Source organism: Microbacterium sp. PRC9 (assembly GCF_031844125.1).
Classification (GTDB): Bacteria; Actinomycetota; Actinomycetes; order Actinomycetales; family Microbacteriaceae; genus Microbacterium.
On record NZ_JAUZUR010000005.1, the window covers coordinates 402,928 to 422,170 of the forward strand.

Annotated in this window: 16 protein-coding genes; 9 read left to right on the forward strand and 7 right to left on the reverse strand. The window is 72.6% G+C overall.

All coding sequences use genetic code 11. The features are described from left to right. Positions 1-11 precede the first annotated feature (11 nt). The gene (locus tag Q9R33_RS20475) at positions 12-2,315 is read right to left on the reverse strand and encodes an aldo/keto reductase (RefSeq protein WP_396654106.1); all 2,304 of its coding nucleotides are present in this window, start codon (positions 2,313-2,315) and stop codon (positions 12-14) included. A gap of 136 nt (positions 2,316-2,451) precedes the next feature. On the opposite strand from Q9R33_RS20475, the gene Q9R33_RS13440 reads away from it, so the two are divergent. Together Q9R33_RS13440 and Q9R33_RS13445 are read left to right on the forward strand one after the other, a co-directional pair. Further along, positions 2,452-3,312, forward strand: coding sequence for a fumarylacetoacetate hydrolase family protein (locus Q9R33_RS13440; protein WP_311294093.1), 861 nt, complete (start codon positions 2,452-2,454; stop codon positions 3,310-3,312). After that, a complete protein-coding gene (locus tag Q9R33_RS13445; protein ID WP_311294094.1) occupies positions 3,309-4,070 on the forward strand; it encodes an SDR family oxidoreductase in 762 nt (253 codons plus the stop codon). The genes Q9R33_RS13440 and Q9R33_RS13445 overlap by 4 nt, the downstream gene beginning before the upstream one ends. 175 nt (positions 4,071-4,245) lie before the next feature. Here Q9R33_RS13445 and Q9R33_RS13450 read toward each other — a convergent pair whose 3' ends face one another. Beyond that, positions 4,246-5,094, reverse strand: a complete 849-nt coding sequence (locus Q9R33_RS13450; RefSeq protein ID WP_311294095.1) for an amidohydrolase family protein — start codon at positions 5,092-5,094, stop codon at positions 4,246-4,248. 132 nt (positions 5,095-5,226) lie between these two features. On the opposite strand from Q9R33_RS13450, the gene Q9R33_RS13455 reads away from it, so the two are divergent. Beyond that, positions 5,227-5,904: a FadR/GntR family transcriptional regulator gene (locus Q9R33_RS13455; RefSeq protein WP_311294096.1), complete on the forward strand. Its 678-nt coding sequence runs from the start codon at positions 5,227-5,229 to the stop codon at positions 5,902-5,904. A gap of 144 nt (positions 5,905-6,048) precedes the next feature. Here Q9R33_RS13455 and Q9R33_RS13460 read toward each other — a convergent pair whose 3' ends face one another. From Q9R33_RS13460 to Q9R33_RS13475, 4 genes are all read right to left on the reverse strand, one after another. Continuing rightward, positions 6,049-6,975, reverse strand: a complete 927-nt coding sequence (locus Q9R33_RS13460) for a DnaJ domain-containing protein (protein ID WP_310243539.1) — start codon at positions 6,973-6,975, stop codon at positions 6,049-6,051. 159 nt (positions 6,976-7,134) lie between these two features. After that, a complete protein-coding gene (locus Q9R33_RS13465) occupies positions 7,135-7,704 on the reverse strand; it encodes a hypothetical protein (protein WP_311294097.1) in 570 nt (189 codons plus the stop codon). Next, a complete protein-coding gene (locus Q9R33_RS13470; protein ID WP_310243545.1) occupies positions 7,701-8,546 on the reverse strand; it encodes an LssY C-terminal domain-containing protein in 846 nt (281 codons plus the stop codon). The genes Q9R33_RS13465 and Q9R33_RS13470 overlap by 4 nt, the downstream gene beginning before the upstream one ends. 27 nt (positions 8,547-8,573) lie before the next feature. After that, positions 8,574-9,647 (reverse strand): enoyl-CoA hydratase/isomerase family protein, encoded by a 1,074-nt coding sequence (locus Q9R33_RS13475; RefSeq protein ID WP_056366522.1) that lies wholly within the window; start codon positions 9,645-9,647, stop codon positions 8,574-8,576. A gap of 149 nt (positions 9,648-9,796) precedes the next feature. Here Q9R33_RS13475 and Q9R33_RS13480 point away from each other — a divergent pair, with 149 nt between their 5' ends. Next, the gene (locus Q9R33_RS13480) at positions 9,797-11,845 is read left to right on the forward strand and encodes an ATP-binding cassette domain-containing protein (RefSeq protein ID WP_311294098.1); all 2,049 of its coding nucleotides are present in this window, start codon (positions 9,797-9,799) and stop codon (positions 11,843-11,845) included. Continuing rightward, positions 11,842-12,660: an ABC transporter permease gene (locus tag Q9R33_RS13485; RefSeq protein WP_311294099.1), complete on the forward strand. Its 819-nt coding sequence runs from the start codon at positions 11,842-11,844 to the stop codon at positions 12,658-12,660. The genes Q9R33_RS13480 and Q9R33_RS13485 overlap by 4 nt, the downstream gene beginning before the upstream one ends. A 64-nt stretch (positions 12,661-12,724) precedes the next feature. Here Q9R33_RS13485 and Q9R33_RS13490 read toward each other — a convergent pair whose 3' ends face one another. Further along, the gene (locus Q9R33_RS13490; protein ID WP_056366515.1) at positions 12,725-13,189 is read right to left on the reverse strand and encodes a hypothetical protein; all 465 of its coding nucleotides are present in this window, start codon (positions 13,187-13,189) and stop codon (positions 12,725-12,727) included. A gap of 103 nt (positions 13,190-13,292) precedes the next feature. Between Q9R33_RS13490 and cofG the strand changes: the two genes are divergently transcribed. From cofG to cofC, 4 genes are read left to right on the forward strand one after another with little or no spacing between them, the layout of a single operon-like run. Then, positions 13,293-15,827, forward strand: coding sequence for a 7,8-didemethyl-8-hydroxy-5-deazariboflavin synthase CofG (gene cofG, locus Q9R33_RS13495; RefSeq protein ID WP_311294100.1), 2,535 nt, complete (start codon positions 13,293-13,295; stop codon positions 15,825-15,827). Continuing rightward, complete coding sequence (locus tag Q9R33_RS13500; protein WP_311294101.1) at positions 15,824-17,293, forward strand: NAD(P)/FAD-dependent oxidoreductase; 1,470 nt, start codon at positions 15,824-15,826, stop codon at positions 17,291-17,293. Before cofG ends, Q9R33_RS13500 begins: the two co-directional genes overlap by 4 nt. Further along, positions 17,290-18,300, forward strand: a complete 1,011-nt coding sequence (fgd, locus tag Q9R33_RS13505) for a glucose-6-phosphate dehydrogenase (coenzyme-F420) (protein WP_311294102.1) — start codon at positions 17,290-17,292, stop codon at positions 18,298-18,300. Before Q9R33_RS13500 ends, fgd begins: the two co-directional genes overlap by 4 nt. Continuing rightward, on the forward strand, positions 18,297-19,022 hold the full coding sequence (cofC, locus tag Q9R33_RS13510; RefSeq protein WP_311294103.1) for a 2-phospho-L-lactate guanylyltransferase: 726 nt from the start codon (positions 18,297-18,299) through the stop codon (positions 19,020-19,022). Before fgd ends, cofC begins: the two co-directional genes overlap by 4 nt. Positions 19,023-19,243 lie beyond the last annotated feature (221 nt).

The following is a 19,243-nucleotide window of genomic DNA, read 5'->3' on the forward strand; positions in this document are numbered from 1 at the left end:
GGATCCCTTCGTCAGCGGATGAGGCCGTCGGCGGCCAGATCGTCCCACAGCGCGGCGGGGATGTCGATCGCCATGAGCTCGGCGCTCCGGCGCACGTGCTCGGGCCTGCTCCCGCCCACGACGACCGAGCGCACCGCGGTGTCTCGCAGCGCGAACTGCACCGCCGCCGCGGGCAGCGGCACGTCGTGCGCGCGGCATATGGCGAGGATCGCCTGCAGATGCTCCCACAGCGGTTCCGGCATCCGCCCGTACTCGTAGCGGTCGGATCTCTCCGGCTCGTCCTTGGCGAGCAGGCCGGAGTTGAAGACGGATGCTGCGACCACCCCGGTTCCGCGCGCATGACAGGCGGGCAGCACGGCGTCGGCGGCCGGCTGCTCGAGCAGCGTGTAGCGGCCCGCGATCATGACGAGGTCGAGATCGGCGCTCTCGACGGCCGCGGCGAGCGCCTCGCTCACCATGGAGCCGATGCCGATCGCGCGGGCCGCGCCTTCGGCGCGCAGCTGCTCGAGCGCGGGGAACGCCTCGCGGAGCGCGAGGTCGAGGTCGTGGCGCTCGGGATCGTGCAGGTAGAGCACGTCGACGCGGTCGAGGCCGAGGCGCTCGAGGGACTCCTCAAGGCTCGCCCTGATGCCCGCCTCGGAGAAGTCCCACTCGCGCCGCAGCGTCGTCGGCACGTGGAAGTCGGCGACGAGATCGAGGCCGCCGTCGTGATCGGGGTTGGGGCGGAGCAGACGCCCGGCCTTCGTCGAGATCACGAACTCGTCGCGCGGCTTGGTCCGCAGGAACGCGCCCAGGCGCCGCTCCGACAGCCCCAGGCCGTAGTGGGGAGCGGTGTCGTAGTAGCGGATGCCGCTCTCCCACGCCGCGTCGAGGATGGCCCAGGCCTGGTCGTCGCTGAGTTCACGGAAGAGGTTGCCGACGTTCGCTGCGCCGTACCCGAGCCGCGTCAGCGCGGGGAGTTCAGGCCGCGGCTGGGCCCACGCGCCAGAGGCTCCGACCGACGCGTCAGCGGCGGTTGGAGGAGGCGTGGGGACCGTGGTCCCGAACTCGTACTCGGCGCGGCTGGCGGCCTTCATCTCCATGCCGGTGCCGGGCGCCGTCGGTGCCACGTACACGCCTCCGCGGACCTCGGTCGGCACGACGAAGTGCTCGTGCAGGTGGTCGACGTACTCGATCATGCGGCCTTCGCGGGTGCCGGTGACGGCCACGAAGTCGAACATCGAGAGGTGCTGCACGGCCTCGCAGAGACCGACGCCGCCCGCGTGCGGGCACACCGGAATGCCGAACTTGGCCGCCAGCAGCAGGTTCGCGATGTTCTCGTTGACGCCGCCGACGCGCGCCGCGTCGATCTGCATGACCGAGATCGCCCCCGCCTGCAGCAGCTGCTTGAAGATCACGCGGTTCTGCGCGTGCTCCCCCGTCGCGACCCGCACCGGCGCGATGCCGCGCGCGATCTCGGCGTGACCGAGCACGTCGTCGGGGCTCGTGGGCTCTTCGATCCACGCGGGGTCGAACTCGGCGAGCGCGTTCACCCACGCGATCGCCTCGGACACCTCCCAGCGCTGGTTGGCGTCGATCGCGATCGGGAAGCCTTCGCCGCAGACCTCGCGCGCGACGCGGAGGCGACGGATGTCGTCATCGAGGTCGGCGCCGACCTTCAGCTTGATCTGGCCGAAGCCGTCGGCGATCGCCTCCCGGCACAGGCGCGCGAGCTTCTCGTCGGAGTAGCCCAGCCAGCCGGGGCTCGTCGTGTACGCGGGGTAGCCGGTGGCGAGGAGCTCCTGCTCGCGCTCGGCCCGACCGGGCTCGGCGTCGCGGAGGATCTGCAGCGCGTCCTCGGGGGTGAGGGCGTTCGTGAGGTAGCGGAAGTCGACGAGCGCGACGAGCTCCTCGGGGCTCATGCGCGACAGCAGCTGCCACAGCGGGAGTCCGGCGCGCTTGGCCTTGATGTCCCACAGCGCGTTGACGACGGCGCCGATCGCCATGTGCATGACGCCCTTCTCGGGGCCGAGCCAGCGCAGCTGCGAGTCGCCGATGAGCTCGCGGTTGGTCGCGCCCATGTCGTCGAGGAGCGGCTCGAGCTCGCGACCCACGAGGTGCGCGGCGAGCGCGTCGAGCGCGGCGACCTGCACATCGTTTCCACGCCCGATCGTGAACACGAAGGCGTGTCCCGAGACTCGGTCCGAGGCATCCGTCACGATACGGAGATAGGCGGCGGAGTAGTCGGGGTCGGGGTTCATCGCGTCGGAGCCGTCGAGGCTCAGCGACGTGGGGAATCGGATGTCTGTCGTCTCGAAGGCGACGATGCGGCTCACGGGGCGTTCTCCAGCGGTTCGCGGTTCGGGGAGTCGAACCGCTCGAAGTGTAAACATCCGATGTCTATACTGTCAATCACGCCCGCGGGCCGCGACGGCACCGACGCCGCCCCGCATCGAGAAATCCAGGAGAACCATGAAGTTCGCGCGCCTCGGCGAGTTCGGCAGCGAGATCCCCGTCGTCATCGACGGCGACCGACACCTCGATCTGCGTCCGCTCACATCCGATGTCGACGGTCGATTCCTCGCCGATGACCCGACCGGCCGCACCTCCGCCGCGATCGCCGAGGGACTCCTCCCGGAGCTCGAGGGAGCCGCCGACCTGCGCATCGGCGCCCCGATCGCGCGTCCGAGCGCGGTCATCTGCATCGGCCAGAACTACGCCGCACACGCGCGCGAATCCGGTGCGGAGCCGCCCACCGTGCCGATCATCTTCCTCAAGACGCCGAACACCGTCGTCGGACCGAATGACGCGGTGACGATCCCCCGGGGCAGTGAGAAGACCGACTGGGAGGTCGAGCTCGGCGTCGTGATCGGCCGTCGCACCGCCTACCTCGACAGCCCCGAGGAGGCCGACGCGCACATCGCCGGCTACGTCGTCGCCAACGACGTCTCGGAGCGCACCTTCCAGATGGAGATCTCGGGCGGGCAGTGGTCCAAGGGCAAGATCGCCCACGGCTTCAACCCGACGGGCCCGTGGCTGGTCACGGCCGACGAGGTCGACGCCCAGAACCTCGGCCTGAGGAGCTTCGTCAACGGCGAACCCCGCCAGGACTCGAACACCAGCGACATGATCTTCGACGTGCGCGCCATCGTGCACCACCTCTCGCAGTTCGTCACCCTCGAGCCCGGCGACCTGATCCTCACCGGCACGCCGCAGGGCGTGGCGTTCGGCGGCCGGTTCCCGTACCTGAAGGCCGGCGACGTCGTCGACATCGAGATCGACGGTCTCGGTGCGCAGCGCCAGGAGTTCGTGGCGTGGGAGGCCTCGCGATGAGCGGCCGGCAGCTGGACGGCCTCGTCGCCGTCGTCACCGGCGGCGCGTCGGGCATCGGCGCCGCGATCGCGACCGCACTCGCGGACGAGGGCGCCGAGGTCGCGGTGCTCGACCTCGATCCGTCCGGCGCCGACCCGCGGTTCGCCTCGTTCGCCGCGGACGTGTCGGACCGCGCCGCGGTCGATCGGGCGATCGCCGCGGTCGGCGAGCGGTTCGGGCGCATCGACATCCTCGTCAACAACGCGGGCATCGGCGCGCAGGGCGACATCGCGGCGAACGACGACGCCGAGTGGGCACGCGTGTTCTCCATCAACGTCACGGGCATCGCGCGCGTCACCGCGGCGGCGCTGCCGTGGCTGCGGAACTCGCCGTCCGCGGCGATCTGCAACACGTCGTCGATCGCAGCGACCGCGGGCCTGCCGCAGCGCGCGCTGTACAGCGCGTCGAAGGGCGCCGTGCTCTCGCTCACCCGCGCGATGGCCGCCGACCACCTGCGCGAGGGCATCCGCGTGAACGCCGTCAATCCCGGCACCGCCGACACCCCGTGGATCGGCCGCCTGCTCGCGAGCGCCCCCGACCCCGTCGCCGAGCGCGCCGCGCTGGAGGCGCGCCAGCCCCACGGCCGCCTGGTGTCGGCCGCCGAGGTCGCCGGCGCGGTGCTGTACCTGGTGAGCCCGTCGTCGGGCTCGACGACCGGCACCTACATCGAGGTGGACGGCGGGATGTCGCCGCTCCGCCTCCGCCCTGCCGGCTCCTGACTCATCGCGCCAGGCGGTAGATCGCGCCCCCGGCCGCGGCATCCGTCCCACAGGTCAACCGAGGTTCTACAGGACGATTCCCCGCCGAGTCTCCTGTAAGACCCCGGTTGACCTGTCGAACGAGCACGCGGGAGGGCGCGCGTGGCCCCCACGCTTCCGGCGGGGACGGATGCCGCTAACCCAGGCCGTAGACACGCTCGGCGTTCTCGGCGAGCACCGCCCTCCGGTGGCGCTCGCCCATGCGGTCCTCCAACCACGACGTCACCGTGTCGAGCCACCGCCCGTACGGACCCGACACGGGCCAGTCGCTGCCGAACAGCAGGCGGTCGGGCCCGAAGGCGTCGAGCGCCACGTCGAGGAACGGGCGCATCTGGGCGTCGGTCCACTCGCCGCGAGACTCCGCCGGCAGGCCCGAGAGCTTGCACACCACGTTCGGGCGCTGGGCCAGGTCGCGCAGCGACTCCGCCCACGGGGTGCCGTCGGCGGGGTCGGCGTCGCCGGGCGAACCCACCTCGGGCTTGCCCAGGTGGTCGAGCACGATGGCGAGGTCGGGCAGCGCGTCCGCGAGCGCGACCACGTCCGGCAGCCGCTCCCACCGCACGCAGGCGTCGAACGAGAGTCCGGCGGCGGCCACCGCCTCCGCCGCGCGCAGGAAGCCCGGGCGCAGGCAGAAGCCCTCGGGCTCGGACTGCAGCAGCCGGCGCACCCCGACGACGAGCGGCCGCTCCGCGAACGCTGCGAGGTGCTCATCGGTGGCGGCAGGGTCCTCGAGCGGCGCGCGCGCCACGATGCCCCGCACCGGCACACGGTCGGTCAGCGAGGCGACCCAGTCGACCTCGGCGACCGCCTGCTCCGGCGCGCACTCCGCCTGCACGAACACGAAGCCGCAGTCGGCGTCGGGGGCGTCCTGCAGGGCGAGATCGAGCTCGTCGGGCCCGAAAGATCGGAGCAGAGGCCCCTCGAGCCAGTCGTAGGTCAGGACCTGCCGGTCCCAGAGATGCAGGTGTCCGTCCACGACTCGCATGTCACCATCATGCCGCCGACGCGCGGTGGTCACAGCTGGGCCCCGCCCCGGAGGCTCGCCGCGGCGCGCCAGCGCCGCGGTGAGGGGGAGCGGGGACCGTGTTCCCTGACATCCGATGTCTAAGATGAGCGGGTGGCCGTCACCGACGAAGCGATCGAGAAGATCAAGGACATGATCGTCCGCGGCGAGCTGGCGCCGGGGTCGCGCCTGCCTCCCGAGAAGGACCTCGCCGAGCACCTCGGCCTGTCGCGCAGCTCGATGCGCGAGGCCGTCAAGGCGCTCGAGGTCATCCGCGTGCTCGACGTGCGCCGCGGCGACGGCACGTACGTCACCAGCCTCGAGCCGAAGCTGCTCCTCGAGGCGATCTCGTTCGTCGTCGACCTGCACGACGACGACTCGCTGCTCGAGATCTTCGCGGTTCGTCGCGTCCTCGAGTCCCACGCGACGGGGCTCGCGGCACAGCGTGCGAACGATGACGACGTGGCGGGATTGGATGCCGAGATCCGCAGCGTCGCGACCGACACCGACATCGAGACCCTGGTCGAGCACGACGTGCGCTTCCACAGCGCGATCGCGCGACTCGCGGGCAACGACTACCTGGCGAGCCTGCTCGAGAGCCTCACCAGCCAGACGGTCCGGGCCCGCGTATGGCGCGGGCTCACCCAGGCGGGCGCGGTCGAGCGGACGCTCGCCGAGCATCGCGCGATCCTCGACGCGATCGCCGACCACGACATCGAGCTCGCCACCTCGGTGGCCCAGGTGCACATCTCGGGCATCGAGCGCTGGCTGCGCCAGGCCCGCGACGCCTGACCGGCGGGCGACGCCCCGGCGCAGCATCCGTCCACTGCACACGATCTCACCGAGATCACACGTTATGCACGCGCACGACCCGTGCACTCGGTGAGAGCACGCGATGCGGACAGCCCCGACGCCCTCCGCGGCTCCCGCCGGAGGCTACGCGAAGCGCACGGTCTGCTGCAGGCGGGTGCGGTAGTCGAACACCTCGTTGCCCCCGATGTCGCGGGCGCCCGAGATGCCGCGGCGCAGCACCGTGGCCAGCGCGCTGCGCGAGGTGATCGCGACCCGCACGCCGCGCACCCGCCCGAGCTCCTGGATGGGGTCGATCACGTCCTCGTCGGGGAGCACGACGATCGCGCCGCTGAAGCGCACGCCGGCGGCGCGTGAGATCACCCGCATGCGCGAGAGCAGCTCGGCGAGCGGGGCGCCGGGCACGCCGTCGCCGACGAACTCGCCGCGGCGGATGCGCACCGGGCCGCCGAAGTCCTCCGACAGCACGCCGTACAGGCCGCTCGGGCCGAGCACGATGTGGTCGATCTTCGCGTCGGGGTCGGAGTCGCGCCCCGCGGCGGCCACGTCGTGCCACACCGTGTACCCCATGCCGAGGTCGGCGACGATGCGCGCCGTCGCCTCCTCGGCGAGCGCGTCGGCCAAGAGGCGCCGGAGCGCCACCGGGGCCGAGCGCACGAGCGCCGGGTCGTACGGGTCCTCGAGCGTGACGCCACGGCCGGCCCACTCGCGGATCAGGGTGAGGTAGCGCTCGCGGCGCCAGCCGCCCGGATGCCCGTAGGAGCGGGCGCGCGGACGCGTGTCGGTGCGCGCCGCGGGCGGCCGCCAGCCCGACCACTCCGGAGCCGCCGCCTCGCCGAAGCCGTGCCCGCGGTCGTACGCCGCGCGGGCCTCCGGCGTGCCGACGAGCTCCCACGCCCGCTGCACCTGGATGAACACGGCCGCATCGCCGCCGGTGTCGGGGTGCGTCTGCCGCAGGCGCAGCCGATACGCCTTGCGCAGGGTCTCCTCGTCGACGCCGGGGTCGACCGCGAGCACCTCGTAGGCGGACGCCGAGAGCGGACTGTCGAACACGTGCCCTCCCCGGGGACTGCGATGACGGATGCTGCGCGCCGCTGCCTGCGGCGGGACTCAGGTTACGTCACCCGGAGTCGTCCTCGACCCGACCGCTCCCCTGTCACGAAGTGCCGGACCTCGCGACGCCTTGTGACAGGCGAGCGGGAAGGAGCGGAGTCAGCGGTGCTCGTTGCGGCGCGCGTAGGCGGCGGCGCTGCGACTGGACAGCGCGAGCAGGACGAGGATGTCGAGACTCAGGGACACGTAGGTCGTGTCGATCGTGATCTCCTGCCCCTGCGCCCACCAGGCCACGAACGACGTGCTGATCGAGCCGACCGCGATGATCATGACGATCACGCGCGCCCAGTTGTGGCCGCGGTACACGAACACGGCGAACAGCAGGTCGATGAGGAGTACCGTGGCGCCCGCCGCCAGCACGAACCACAGAGCGGCCTGAGCGCCCGCGGGAGAAGGGTCGAAGCCCTCGAGAACCGAGTCGGGGTCGGACAGGAGCGCGTCCCAGCCGGTGGCGATGCCCGCCAGCACCACCACCCCCGCAAGCACGCGCAGGAGGATCAGACCGGTTCCGGCGATCGTCGAGATCGGCCGCTTCATCCCGGGGTCGTAGCGCGGCGGCTTCAGCAGGCGCTTCGCCGGCTCGTAGGCCGGGCGCTTCTGGGGCGCCGGCATCGGTGCACCCGCCGCGCCGGCTCCTCCCGCCGCGAGCGGCTCCTCCCCCGCGCTCACGCGGCCACCTCCCCCGCGCTCTGCACGCTCGGCTCGACCGCGCGCACGTCGACGATGGGGAGGTCCCCGTCGGTGCGGATGCTGTCGCCGCCGCCGTTGCGGGCGTGATAGCCGGTGGCGAAGTCGGGGATGACGTCCACGGTGACGCGGGAATCGGCATCCGTCACCGTCTGGACGATGTGGTCGCGTTCGACGTCGGTGTCGGCGTCGATGCGGTGGGTGACCTGCAGCGTGAACAGCGACAGCCCGACGCTGGTGTCGAACGTGCCGGCGGCGAGCCAGTCGACGCGGCGCCCGCCGGGCAGCAGCCAGTCGTCGGGGCACCGCCAGAAGCGCACGTGGTGGCGCTGGGCGGGATTCCCGTCGACCTCCTGCTGGTAGGCGAAGTCCTGCTGGCGTCCGAACAGGAAGAGCGGGCTCACCGGCGCCTCGTCGTAGCTGCGGCGTGTGAGCGTCGACGTGATGATGCGCCACGACGAGCCGAGGGTCACCGGGTCGGCCTCGGTCCAGCCGGCGGCCTCGAGCGACGCGCGGATCTGGTCACCGGTGCCGTGGAACGCGAGGTTCACGGGGTCGCCGAGCAGTCCGTCACTGGTCCGGGTGCGGCCGATGAAGTAGTCCGGAACGTAGATCGTGGTGAGGATGCGGTGCAGCCGCGGCAGCACCAGATACGCGAGCAGCACCCAGAACGCGAGGAAGAACGGAATGCCCCACCACCCGACGTGGAACGTCTCGGTGAGGCTGAGATACGCGAGCCAGAGGGCCGCCAGCCCCGCGAAGACGAAGAAGAACCAGTCGATCGCGACGCCGATCGAGTAGCCCCTCCGCCGCCGGGTGCTCACGATCCCTCCTCGCCGCCGATGCTCGCGTCAGTCCCAGAGCGGAACGTCGGGCCGGTGGCCGAGGGCGGTCTCGGCGACATCGCCGGGCAGGTCGGCGAGGGTCGCCGGCCGCCAGTTCGGGGTGCGGTCCTTGTCGATGACCTGCGCCCTGATGCCCTCCGGCAGGTCGGGCTGGGTCGTCGCGAACCACATCACCAGCCCGTACTCCTGGTCGAGCGCGTCCCTGAGCCCCGGCAGCTCCCGCGCGCGGCGGATCGCAGCGAGCGTCACGGCGAGACCGGTGGGCGACAGTTCGCCGAGCAGATCGGCGGTGGCGGATGCCTCGGGTTCGGGGCGCGCCCGCAGCCTCTCGACGATCCCGCCGACCGTGTCGGCCGCGAACGCGTCGTCGATCCACTCCCGCGAGGCGATGAGCTTCGAGGGCGCCGGGGTCTCGTCGAACAGCAGGACGAGCTCGGTCGGGCTGGAGGGATCGGCCCGCGTCTCGAGCGCGTCGCGGACCGCGTCGAGGTTCTCGTGGGGCACGTAATGGTCGGCGAATCCGGCGTAGATCGCGTCCGAGGCATCCATCACCGCGCCCGTCAGCCCGAGGTACTCGCCCAGGCGGCCCGGCGCGTGGGCGAGCAGCCACGTGCCGCCGACGTCGGGGGTGAAGCCGATGCGGGTCTCGGGCATCGCCAGCTGCGAGCGTTCGGTCACGATGCGGATCGCGGCGTGGCCGGCGACGCCGATGCCGCCTCCCATCGTGATGCCGTCGGCGAAGGCGACGAACGGCTTCGGGTACTCGGCGATGCGCGCGTTGATCGCGTATTCGGCCCGGAAGAACACCGCCGCGTCGCCGGCGCGGCCGCTCGTGACCTGCTCGGCGAGCCTGCGCACGTCGCCACCGGCGCACAGTCCGCGCTCGCCGGCGCCGTCGAGCAGCACCACGTCGACCTCGGTGTCGTGCTCCCATGCGTCGAGCGCCGCGTGCAGCTGCTCGACCATCCCCAGGTTGAGCGCGTTGATCGCGCGGGGCCGGTTGAGAGTGAGGCGCCCGAGCCCTCCGCTCGTGCTCACGAGGACGGTGGGCTCCGCGGCGGCTTCGGCGAGGTCGGTCACGAGCGCAACGTTACCGGCAGGGCGAACTTCTCCCACGCTGAGACCGGATTTCCGCCAGGATGGGACGGAGTTCTGCTGTGAGTCCGCAATGGAGCGGCCCCGTACATTGCCCCGCGGAGTGTCGCCCACGACCAACGAGAGGGTTCGGCATGCCCGAAGGCCAGTCGCTGGAGTTCTCAGGTGTCACGAAGCGCTTCGGCGTCGTCACAGCGGTCGCAGGCCTCACAGCTCGGGTCGAACCCGGACTGGTCACCGGGTTCCTCGGTCCGAACGGCGCAGGCAAGACCACGACGCTGCGGATCCTCCTCGGGCTCGTCAAGGCGACGGACGGCCACGCCACGATCGGCGGCAAGCGCTACGCCGAGCTCGACAAGCCGCTGCAGACCGTCGGCGCGGTGCTCGAGGCATCCAGCTTCCATCCCGGCCGCACCGCCACCGCGCACCTCACGATCTACGCGCAGGCCGCAGGCATCGCGAAGTCGCGGGTCGGCGAGGTGCTGGACCTCGTGGGACTGACGGATGCCGCGAACCGCAAGGTCGGCGGATACTCGCTCGGCATGCGCCAGCGCCTCGGCCTCGCGTACGCGCTGCTCGGCGACCCGGGCGTTCTGGTGCTCGACGAGCCGGCGAACGGACTGGACCCCGAGGGCATCCGCTGGATGCGCGGGTTCCTCCGGCAGCTCGCGAGCGAGGGCCGGACCGTGCTCGTCTCGTCGCACCTGCTCGCCGAGGTGCAGCAGACCGTCGACGCGCTGCTGATCATCTCGCGCGGGCGCCTGGTGTTCCAGGGCGGCGTCGACGAGCTGACGGACCCGCGTGAGTACGCCACCGTCGTCGACGCTCCCGACCGGGCGGCGCTCGGCGCCGCGCTGAAGGCCGCCGACGTGCCCTTCGAGGTGCTGCGCTCCGGGCTCACCGTGCGCGGCGTGGACCCGACCGCGGTCGGCGCGGCGGCTGCCGCCGGCGGGGTCGCGCTCTCCACGCTGCACCGCCGCGGCCCCGCGCTCGAGGAGGTCTTCCTCGATCTCGTGAACGGCACGCGCGTGCATCCGAGCGCGGCCGGAGACGTGGATGCTGCGCCCCCGGCGCCGGTGACGGAGACGGGGTCCGAATCCGACGAGGCGGCCGAGTCGGCGCTCACCGCGGCCGCGCTCGACGCCGAAGCCACCAGCGCCCCCGGCGCCGCGACAGCCCTCGCCGCCGCGGCCGGCGCCGCCTGGGTCTCCGAGCGCGCCGAGCCCGAGCGCCTCGCCGCCGAACCCGCCGCGCACAGCGAGCCCGACACCGACCCCCGGTCGTTGAGCGAGCCCGCGAGTCGAAACGCAGAGACGAAACGCCCCGACCCCGGCGCGCACAGCGAGCCCGAAGCGCCGGTCGCGCCGGCACCCGTCGCCTACGCGGTTGCGAGCACGGGAGTGATCGACATCGTGCCGTCCGCGGCCCCCGAGGACGCAGACCCCGACGTCGAGGCCATCGGCCAGGTCGACGCAGAACTCTCGGCTGAGCCCGAGGCTGCGCCGACGGGCGAGGAGGGGGCCGCGGCGGAGGCAGCACCGGAACCCGAACCAGAGCCCCAGCCGGAGCCGGAGCCCCAGCCGGAGCCCGAGCCGCAGCCGGAGCCCCAGCCCGGACCCGAGCCGGAGCCGGAGCCGGAGCCCCAGCCGGAGCCGGAGCCCGAGCCGCAGCCGCATCCGCAGCCCGGACCCGAGCCGGAGCCGGAGCCCCAGCCGGAGCCCGCCGATCCGTGGGCCCCCGAAGACCCTGACCCCGAAGACGCGGATCCCGACGTCGAGGCCATCGGCGAGATCGACGACGACCTCTCGACCCCCGAGCCGCCGGACGCCGACGACGACCGCCCGTGGGAGCACTACGTCAAGACCGACTCGGACATCGAGGCGGACGCCTTCTTCGCCGCCTTCGACCACACCGGCCAATCGGCGCCCGGCGCGGAACCCGCGCCCGAGTCCGACCCCGAATCCGCGCCCGAGCCCGAGCCCGAGCCCGAGCCTGAGCTCGAGCCCGAGGCCTGGGTGCCGCCCGAGGCCGAGGCCTTCGAGGACGCCGTCAACCACACTCCGCCCGCGGAGACCGCCGAGTCCGAGCCCGAGCCGGGGGCCGAGGCATCCCTCTCCTCCGAAAGCGACCCGGCGGCCGACACCGTCACCGCACCCGCCGACGAGGAAGGGGGCGACCGATGAGTCTCACCGCCGCCACCCGCGCCGAGAGCACGAAGCTGTTCTCCACGAGCATCTGGTGGATCCTCGCGATCGTCCTGTTCGCGTATGTCGCGTTCACCGCGGCGGCCCTCGGGTTCGTCTACGCGGCCGCCGCGACGGGATCGCTCCCCGGCAACGCGCCGCCGTTGCCCGAGGAAGGTCTCGCCGCAACGCTGTACAGCACCGCGACCACCGTCGGCTACGTCTTCCCCCTGCTCGTGGGCACGCTGATGGTCACGGCGGAGTTCCGCCACAAGACCCTCACGCCCACGTTCCTCGCGACGCCGCGCCGCGGCCGCGTGCTCGTCGCCAAGCTCGCCGTCGGCGTGCTCATCGGCGTCGTGCTCGGCCTGATCGGCATCGTCGCGGCCGTCGGCACGTCGGCGGCGTTCCTCGCGGGCTTCGGTCTCGAGACCGGCATCACCTCGCCCGACACCTGGGCGATGCTCGGGCGGATGCTGCTCGCCTACGCCCTCTGGACGCTCATCGGCGTGGGCGTGGGCGCCCTCGTGCGCAACCAGGTCGGCGCGATCGTCGGCGTCCTCGTGTTCACGCAGTTCATCGAGCCGATCGGGCGCACCGCCGCCGCTTTCGTGGAGGGACTGTCGGACGTCACCCGCTTCCTGCCGGGAGCGGCGAGCGATGCGCTGGTCGGTGCGAGCGTCTACGCGGCGACGATCCCCCAGGGCTCGGCGGACCCGCTCGAGTGGTGGGTGGGCGGGCTCGTGCTGCTCGGCTACGCGATCGTGTTCGTCGTGCTCGGCCACCTGGTGAGCTGGCGGCGCGACGTCAGCTGAGGCTCTCCCCCGCCGGTCGTTGAGCGAGCTTGCGAGTCGAAACGCAGAGGCGAAACGCGAGGGGTCAGACGGCAGGAGCAGGCGCCGGGGTCTTGCGCCCCCGCGGCTTGCGCTCGGGGATGACCGGGATCGTGCCCGTCTCGGCCGCGATGTCGACGACGTCGGTCGGCTCGGCCGCGACCTCGACCCGCAGCGCCTGCACGAGCGCGAGGCCGTGACGGGTGGTGAGGATCACCCGCTGGAACTCGGGGTGGCCCTCGAGGTCGATCACGACACTGGGCCGGTGACGGCGGATGATCGCGAAGTCGTCGCCACCCGCGGACCGCCAAGTGCCTGCGGCGATGATCCCGCGCACGTGCGTTCCGGGGCTCGGGATGCCCCGCAGCCACGTCCACGCGTCGTCGGTGAGCTGCACCTTGGTGATGGTCGAGCGCTCGATGACGACGTTTCCCTTGCGGAACGACAGGGCGCGCTCGGACACCGACAGCACGACCTCGAGCTGCGTCGAGTCGAGCAGCAGCGTCACCATGTGCCCAGTCTGCCAGCGCGGGCACTCGGAACCGGACTGATTTGCTTACGGGAGGGCAACGATCCCGCGCCCCGGGGTTCGCAGGCGGTGCAAGACTGGATCGGTGACCGTCGTGTCCCCCTCCGTCACCGCGTCCTCGTCCATCGCCGTCGACGCCGTGCTCGCGCGCGCCGCGGCCGGCGAACGTCTCGACGCCGCCGACGCCGAGACGCTGCTCGGTGCGACGGGCGAGCGGTTCGAGCGCCTGCTGGAGATCGCCGGGGAACTGCGCGATGCCGGGCTCGCAGCATCCGGTCGCCCTCGCGTGATCACGTACTCGCGCAAGGTGTTCGTGCCGCTCACGACCCTGTGCCGCGACCGCTGCCACTACTGCGTGTTCGTCGACACCCCCGGGCAGCTGCTCAAGAAGCACAAGCCCGTGTACATGTCGCCCGAGCAGGTGCTGGCCGTCGTGCGGCAGGGCCAGGCGATGGGTTGCAAAGAGGTGCTGCTGACGCTCGGCGACCGTCCCGAGGACCGCTGGCCCGAGGCGCGCGCGTGGCTCGACGAGCACGGGTTCGCCTCGACGATCGAGTACGTCGCGCACATCGCGCGCCTGGTGACCGCGGAGACCGGTCTGCTCGCCCACGCCAACCCGGGAGTCATGAACGCGGACGAGCTGCGGATGCTGCGGCCCACCGCGCCGTCGATGGGCATGATGCTCGAGACGACCTCGCGTCGCCTGTTCGAAGAGCCTGGGCAGGTGCACTTCGGCTCGCCCGACAAGGACCCGGCGCTGCGGCTCGAGGTGATCGATGCCGCCGGGCGCGAGCGCGTGCCCTTCACCACCGGCATCCTCGTCGGGATCGGCGAGACCGTGCGCGACCGCGCCGAGTCGCTGGTCGCGATCCGCGAGGCCCACGAACGTCACCAGGTGGATGGACAGGGCCACGTGCAGGAGGTCATCGTCCAGAACTTCCGCGCGAAGCCCCGCACCGCGATGCAGGGCGCACCCGACGCGGAGCTGCTCGAGTACGTCGCGACGGTGGCCGTGGCGCGGCTCGTGATGGGCGCTCGGATGCGCATCCAGGTGCCTCCGAACCTCTCGGACGCCACGGAGTTCGGCCTGCTGGTGCGCGCCGGCGCCGACGACTGGGGCGGCGTCTCGCCGCTCACCGCCGATCACGTCAACCCCGAGCGCCCGTGGCCGCACCTCGACGACCTCGCCCGCATGACGGCGGAGCTCGGCTTCGAGCTGCGCGAGCGCCTGACCGCGCAACCCGAGTTCGTGCTCGGGGCCCAGGCGTGGATCGATCCCGCGCTGCGCCCCGCGGTCGAGGCGCTCGCGGATCCCGAGACCGGGCTCGCCGCCCCCGGCCGCGCCGCCGTGCCCCCGGCGTCCCCCGCCTCCGCCCCCTCCACGGTCCCGCTCTCCTCTGTTCCGCAGTCACTTCCGGCGGATCGGCCCCCCGGCGACCCGCACGAACTGACTGCGGAACCGCTGGGTCTGAGCTCTAATGGGCCGATCGCTCCGCAGTCAGTTTCGGCGGATCGTGCGTCGGCGGACTCGCACAAGTCGACTGCGGAACGGCGGGGGGCGAGGGCGCGGACGGTGAAGCAGCTCGCGGAGGCCGCGGCGGCGGACCCGCTCGCGCTCGACGACGCCGAGTGGGTCGCCCTCCTCGAGGCGACCGGCGACGACCTCGACGTACTCGCGGCGACCGCCGACGACGTGCGCCGGTACACCGTGGGCGAAGCGGTCACCCTTGTGGTGAACCGCAACCTCACCTCCACCGGGCTCCGCCCGACCACGGGCGACGACCCCGCGACCTTCACCCTCGACGACGTCGAGGCGATCGCGGCCGACGCGTGGGATCTCGGCGCCACGGAGCTCTGCGTGCAAGGGCTGCTCCCGGCTCCCGAAGACCCCTCGGGCTACCTCGACATCGCGCGTGCGGTGAAGGCCGCTGCCCCCGGCATCCATCTCCACGCCTATCGCCCTCAGGACGTGCGCGACCTCGCCGACCGCTCCGGTCTCTCGCTCGGCGCAGCCCTCGCCGCGATGCGCGAGGCGGGCGTCGACACCGTGCCGGGCACGGGCGTCAAGGTGCTGAGCGAGCGTGTGCGCGGGCTGGTCGCGCCGACCGACCTCGAGATCGACCGCTGGGTCGAGGGCATCACGGCGGCGCACCGCGGCGGATTCCGGTCGACGAGCGTCATCTTCTACGGTCACGTCGAGACCGCGGCCGAGCGCATCGCGCACTTGCGACAGCTGCGGGCCATCCAGGGCGAGACGCGCGGCTTCAGCGAGTTCGTGCCGATCCCGCTGCCCGGACCCGCCGGCGGCGTCCCCCTGGTCTCGGGCCGCGCCCCGCTCGACGAGCACCGCGCGATGGTCGCCGTCTCGCGGCTGCTGCTGTCGGGCAGCATCCCGCACATCCAGATCCCGTGGACGCGCGTCGGGCGCGAGGCATCCGTCGTCCTGCTGCAGTCCGGCGGCGACGACCTCGGCGGCACCCTGCTCGACGGCCGCGTGAAGCCCGAGGCGGGCATCGAGCACGGTCTCGAACTGCCGGTGACGGATGCCTCGGCGATGGTCGCGCGCCTGTTCCGGCCGTTCCGCCTGCGCACGACGACGTACGGTCAGGTCCTGCGGTGACCCGCGTCGAGGTCGCGATCGTCGGTGCCGGATTCGCCGGCATCGGGGTGGCGTCGGCACTGCGCCGCGCGGGCCGCGAGGACTTCGTGGTGCTGGAGCGGGCGGAGTCCGTCGGCGGCACCTGGCGCGACAACACGTACCCGGGCATCGCGTGCGATGTGCCCTCGCACCTCTACGGCTTCGCGGCGCACCCGAACCCGGCGTGGTCGGGCACGTACGCGAAGGGCGCGGAGATCCACGCGTACCTCGAGCATGTCGTCGACGTCGAGGGCCTGCGCGACCGGGTGCTCCTGCGCACCCCGATGCGCGGGGCCGCCTGGGATGCCGAGCGCGAGGTGTGGCGCATCGCCACGCCCGACGAGGTCATCGTCGCCGACGTGCTCGTGCTCGCGTGCGGGCGTCTCACCGAGCCGACCATTCCACGCTTCGCCGGGCTCGAGCAGTTCCCTGGGCCGCTGTTCCACTCCGCGCGGTGGGACCACTCGGCGGATCTCGCCGGCGCCCGCGTCGGCGTCGTCGGCACGGGTGCGAGCGCGGTGCAGATCGTCCCCGAGCTCGCACGCACGGCGGCGCACGTCACGCTCTTCCAGCGCACGCCGGCGTGGATCGTGCCGCGCGGCGGCGACGCCTACTCCGACGCCGACCGCGCCCGCTTCGCCGCGTCCCCGCAGGCGCTCGAGGCCCTCCGCGCCGACCTTTACGCCGAGGGCGAGGCGCGTTTCGCGTCGCGCGCGGGCGACTCCGCTGCGGCGGCGGACGCCGAGGCCGTGGCGCTCGCGCACCTGGAGCGTCAGGTCGCCGACCCCGCGCTGCGTGCCGCTCTCACCCCCGACTACGCGTTCGGCTGCAAGCGCGTGCTGCTGTCGGACGACTTCTACCCCGCTGTCGCGTCCGAGGCCGTGACCCTCGTGCCCTCTGCGCTCACCGAGGTGGACGGCTCGACGCTCGTCGTCTCCGACGGCACCCGCCACGAGGTCGACGCGCTGGTCCTCGCGACCGGATTCGCCTCGACGCGCCAGCCGTACGCCGAGCTCGTCACCGGCGAGGGCGGTGCGACGCTCGCCGAGCACTGGTCGGGTGGAATGACGGCGTTCGCGTCGACGGTCGTCGCCGGCTTCCCGAACTTCTTCGTGCTCAACGGGCCGAACGCCTCGCTCGGCCACTCGTCGTCCGTGCTCATGATCGAGGAGCAGGCGGGGTACGTCACGCGCGTCCTCGACGCGCGTGGCGGCCGGGTGCTGCGCGTCGACCCCGAGGCCGAGCGCACCTACACCGACGAGATCGCCCGGGCTGCGGCATCCACCCGCTGGATGACCGGCGGCTGCCGCAACTGGTACGTCGACGAGCGCTCAGGGCGGCTCGCCCTGCTCTGGCCGGGCACCGTCGACGCCTTCCGGGAGCGACTCGCCCGCACCGACGGCTCCGAGTTCCTGCCTGCACCCGCCATCGAAGGGATACCCGCATGACCATTCCTCTGCGCTTCGGCTACAAGGCCTCCGCCGAGCAGTTCGGCCCGGCCGAGCTGCTCGACTACGCGATCCAGGCCGAGGAGGCCGGGTTCGACTCGGTGTTCATCTCGGACCACCTGCAGCCGTGGCTGCACGACGGCGGGCATGCCCCCGCGTCCGTCCCGTGGCTCGGCGCGCTCGGCGCGAAGACCTCGCGCGTGCTCATCGGCACGTCCGTGCTCACGCCGACGTTCCGCTACAACCCGACCGTCGTCGCCCAGGACTTCGCGACGCTCGGCGTGATGTACCCGGGGCGCGTGATCCTCGGCGTCGGCACCGGCGAGGCGCTCAACGAGGCGAACCTCGGCATCACGTGGCCCGATCCGCCGGAGCGGTTCCAGCGTCTCAAGGAGGCCATCGGCCTCATCCGCCGGCTGTGGTCGGAGGACCGCGTCAACTTCGACGGCACGTACTACACGGCCCGCAACATCACGATCTACGACAAGCTCCCCGAGCCCGTGCCGATCTACATCGGTGCCGCCGGCCCCGCCGCGACGCGCCTCGCCGGCCGCATCGCCGACGGCTTCATCACGACGTCGGGCAAGAAGCGTGAGCTGTACACCGACACGCTGCTGCCGGCGCTGCACGAGGGACTCGAGAAGGCCGGCCGACCGGCCGACGCGATCGACACCTTGATGGAGATCAAGGTCTCGCTCGACGAGACCATCGAGGCCGCGAAGGAGAAGACCCGCTTCTGGGCGCCCCTGGCGCTCACGCCCGAGGAGAAGATGGGCATCGACGACCCCATCGAGATGCAGCGGCTCGGCGAGGCGCTGCCGATCGAGCGCGCGGCGTCGCGGTTCATCGTGTCGGACGACCCCGACGAGCACGTCGAGCGCATCGGCTGGTACATCGGCCTCGGCTTCCGCCACCTCGTCTTCCACGACCCGGGCCACGACCAGGGCGCCTTCCTGCGGATGTACGGCGAAGAGATCCTGCCGCGCCTGCGCGCGAAGTACGCGTGACCCCGCTGTTCGGCCGGCGCCGCCGCAACTCCTCGGAGTCAGCGACGCCACCGCTGAGTTCGACCTCTTCCAGCCCGTCCGGCGCGGAACCCGAGGAGTCGCCGTCGCCGCGCTGGGTCGTCGTGGTGCCGGTCAAGCCGTCGGCCCGCGCGAAGTCGCGGCTCGACGTCGACGGCGTGGGGCGCGCGGATCTCGCCCGAGCCATCGCGCTCGACACGCTCGCCGCGGCGACCGCGTGCGATCTCGTCGCGCAGGTCGTGGTGGTGACCGACGACGCCGCCCTCGCTCGTGAGGCCGCGATGATCCCGGCGCTGCGGTTCGTCCCCGAAGGCGACGGGCGCGGGCTCGACGCCGCGGTGGCGGCGGGCGTCGCGGCGATCGATCCGGACGGACGGATGCCGCGCGCCGCCCTCCTCGGAGACCTTCCGGCGCTGCAGCCCGCCGACCTCGCGGACGCGCTGCGGGCCGCAGCATCCCTCCCCCGCGCTGTCGTTCCCGACGCGGAGGGCACCGGCTCGACGCTGGTGACCGCGGGGCCGGGCACCCCGTGGGAGTCGTCCTTCGGCGACGGCTCGTTCGCGCGGCACGTCGCGCGGGGGTGCGTGGCCCTTCCGATTCCGGATGCCTCGACCCTCCGCCGCGACGTCGACACCGCCGACCAGCTCGACGCCGCGCGCATGCTGGGTCTGGGCCCGCGCACGGCGGCCCTTCTCGCGCGCTGAGGCCGCGGCGTCCGGCCCTGGGGGGCCGTGGCGCCCGCCGAGTCGGCCCTTCCGGTCACCGACCCGTCCGGAAGCGACCGCACCGGCCGACCCCGCCGGCGTCGCCTCGCGATCCGCGGGGCACAGTCGGCCTGTCCAGTCGCAACGCGTGCCTGAGGCGACCGCACGGGCCGACCCGACCCCGCCGAGGCTACAGCGAGCCCCGCAGGATGAGCGCGGCG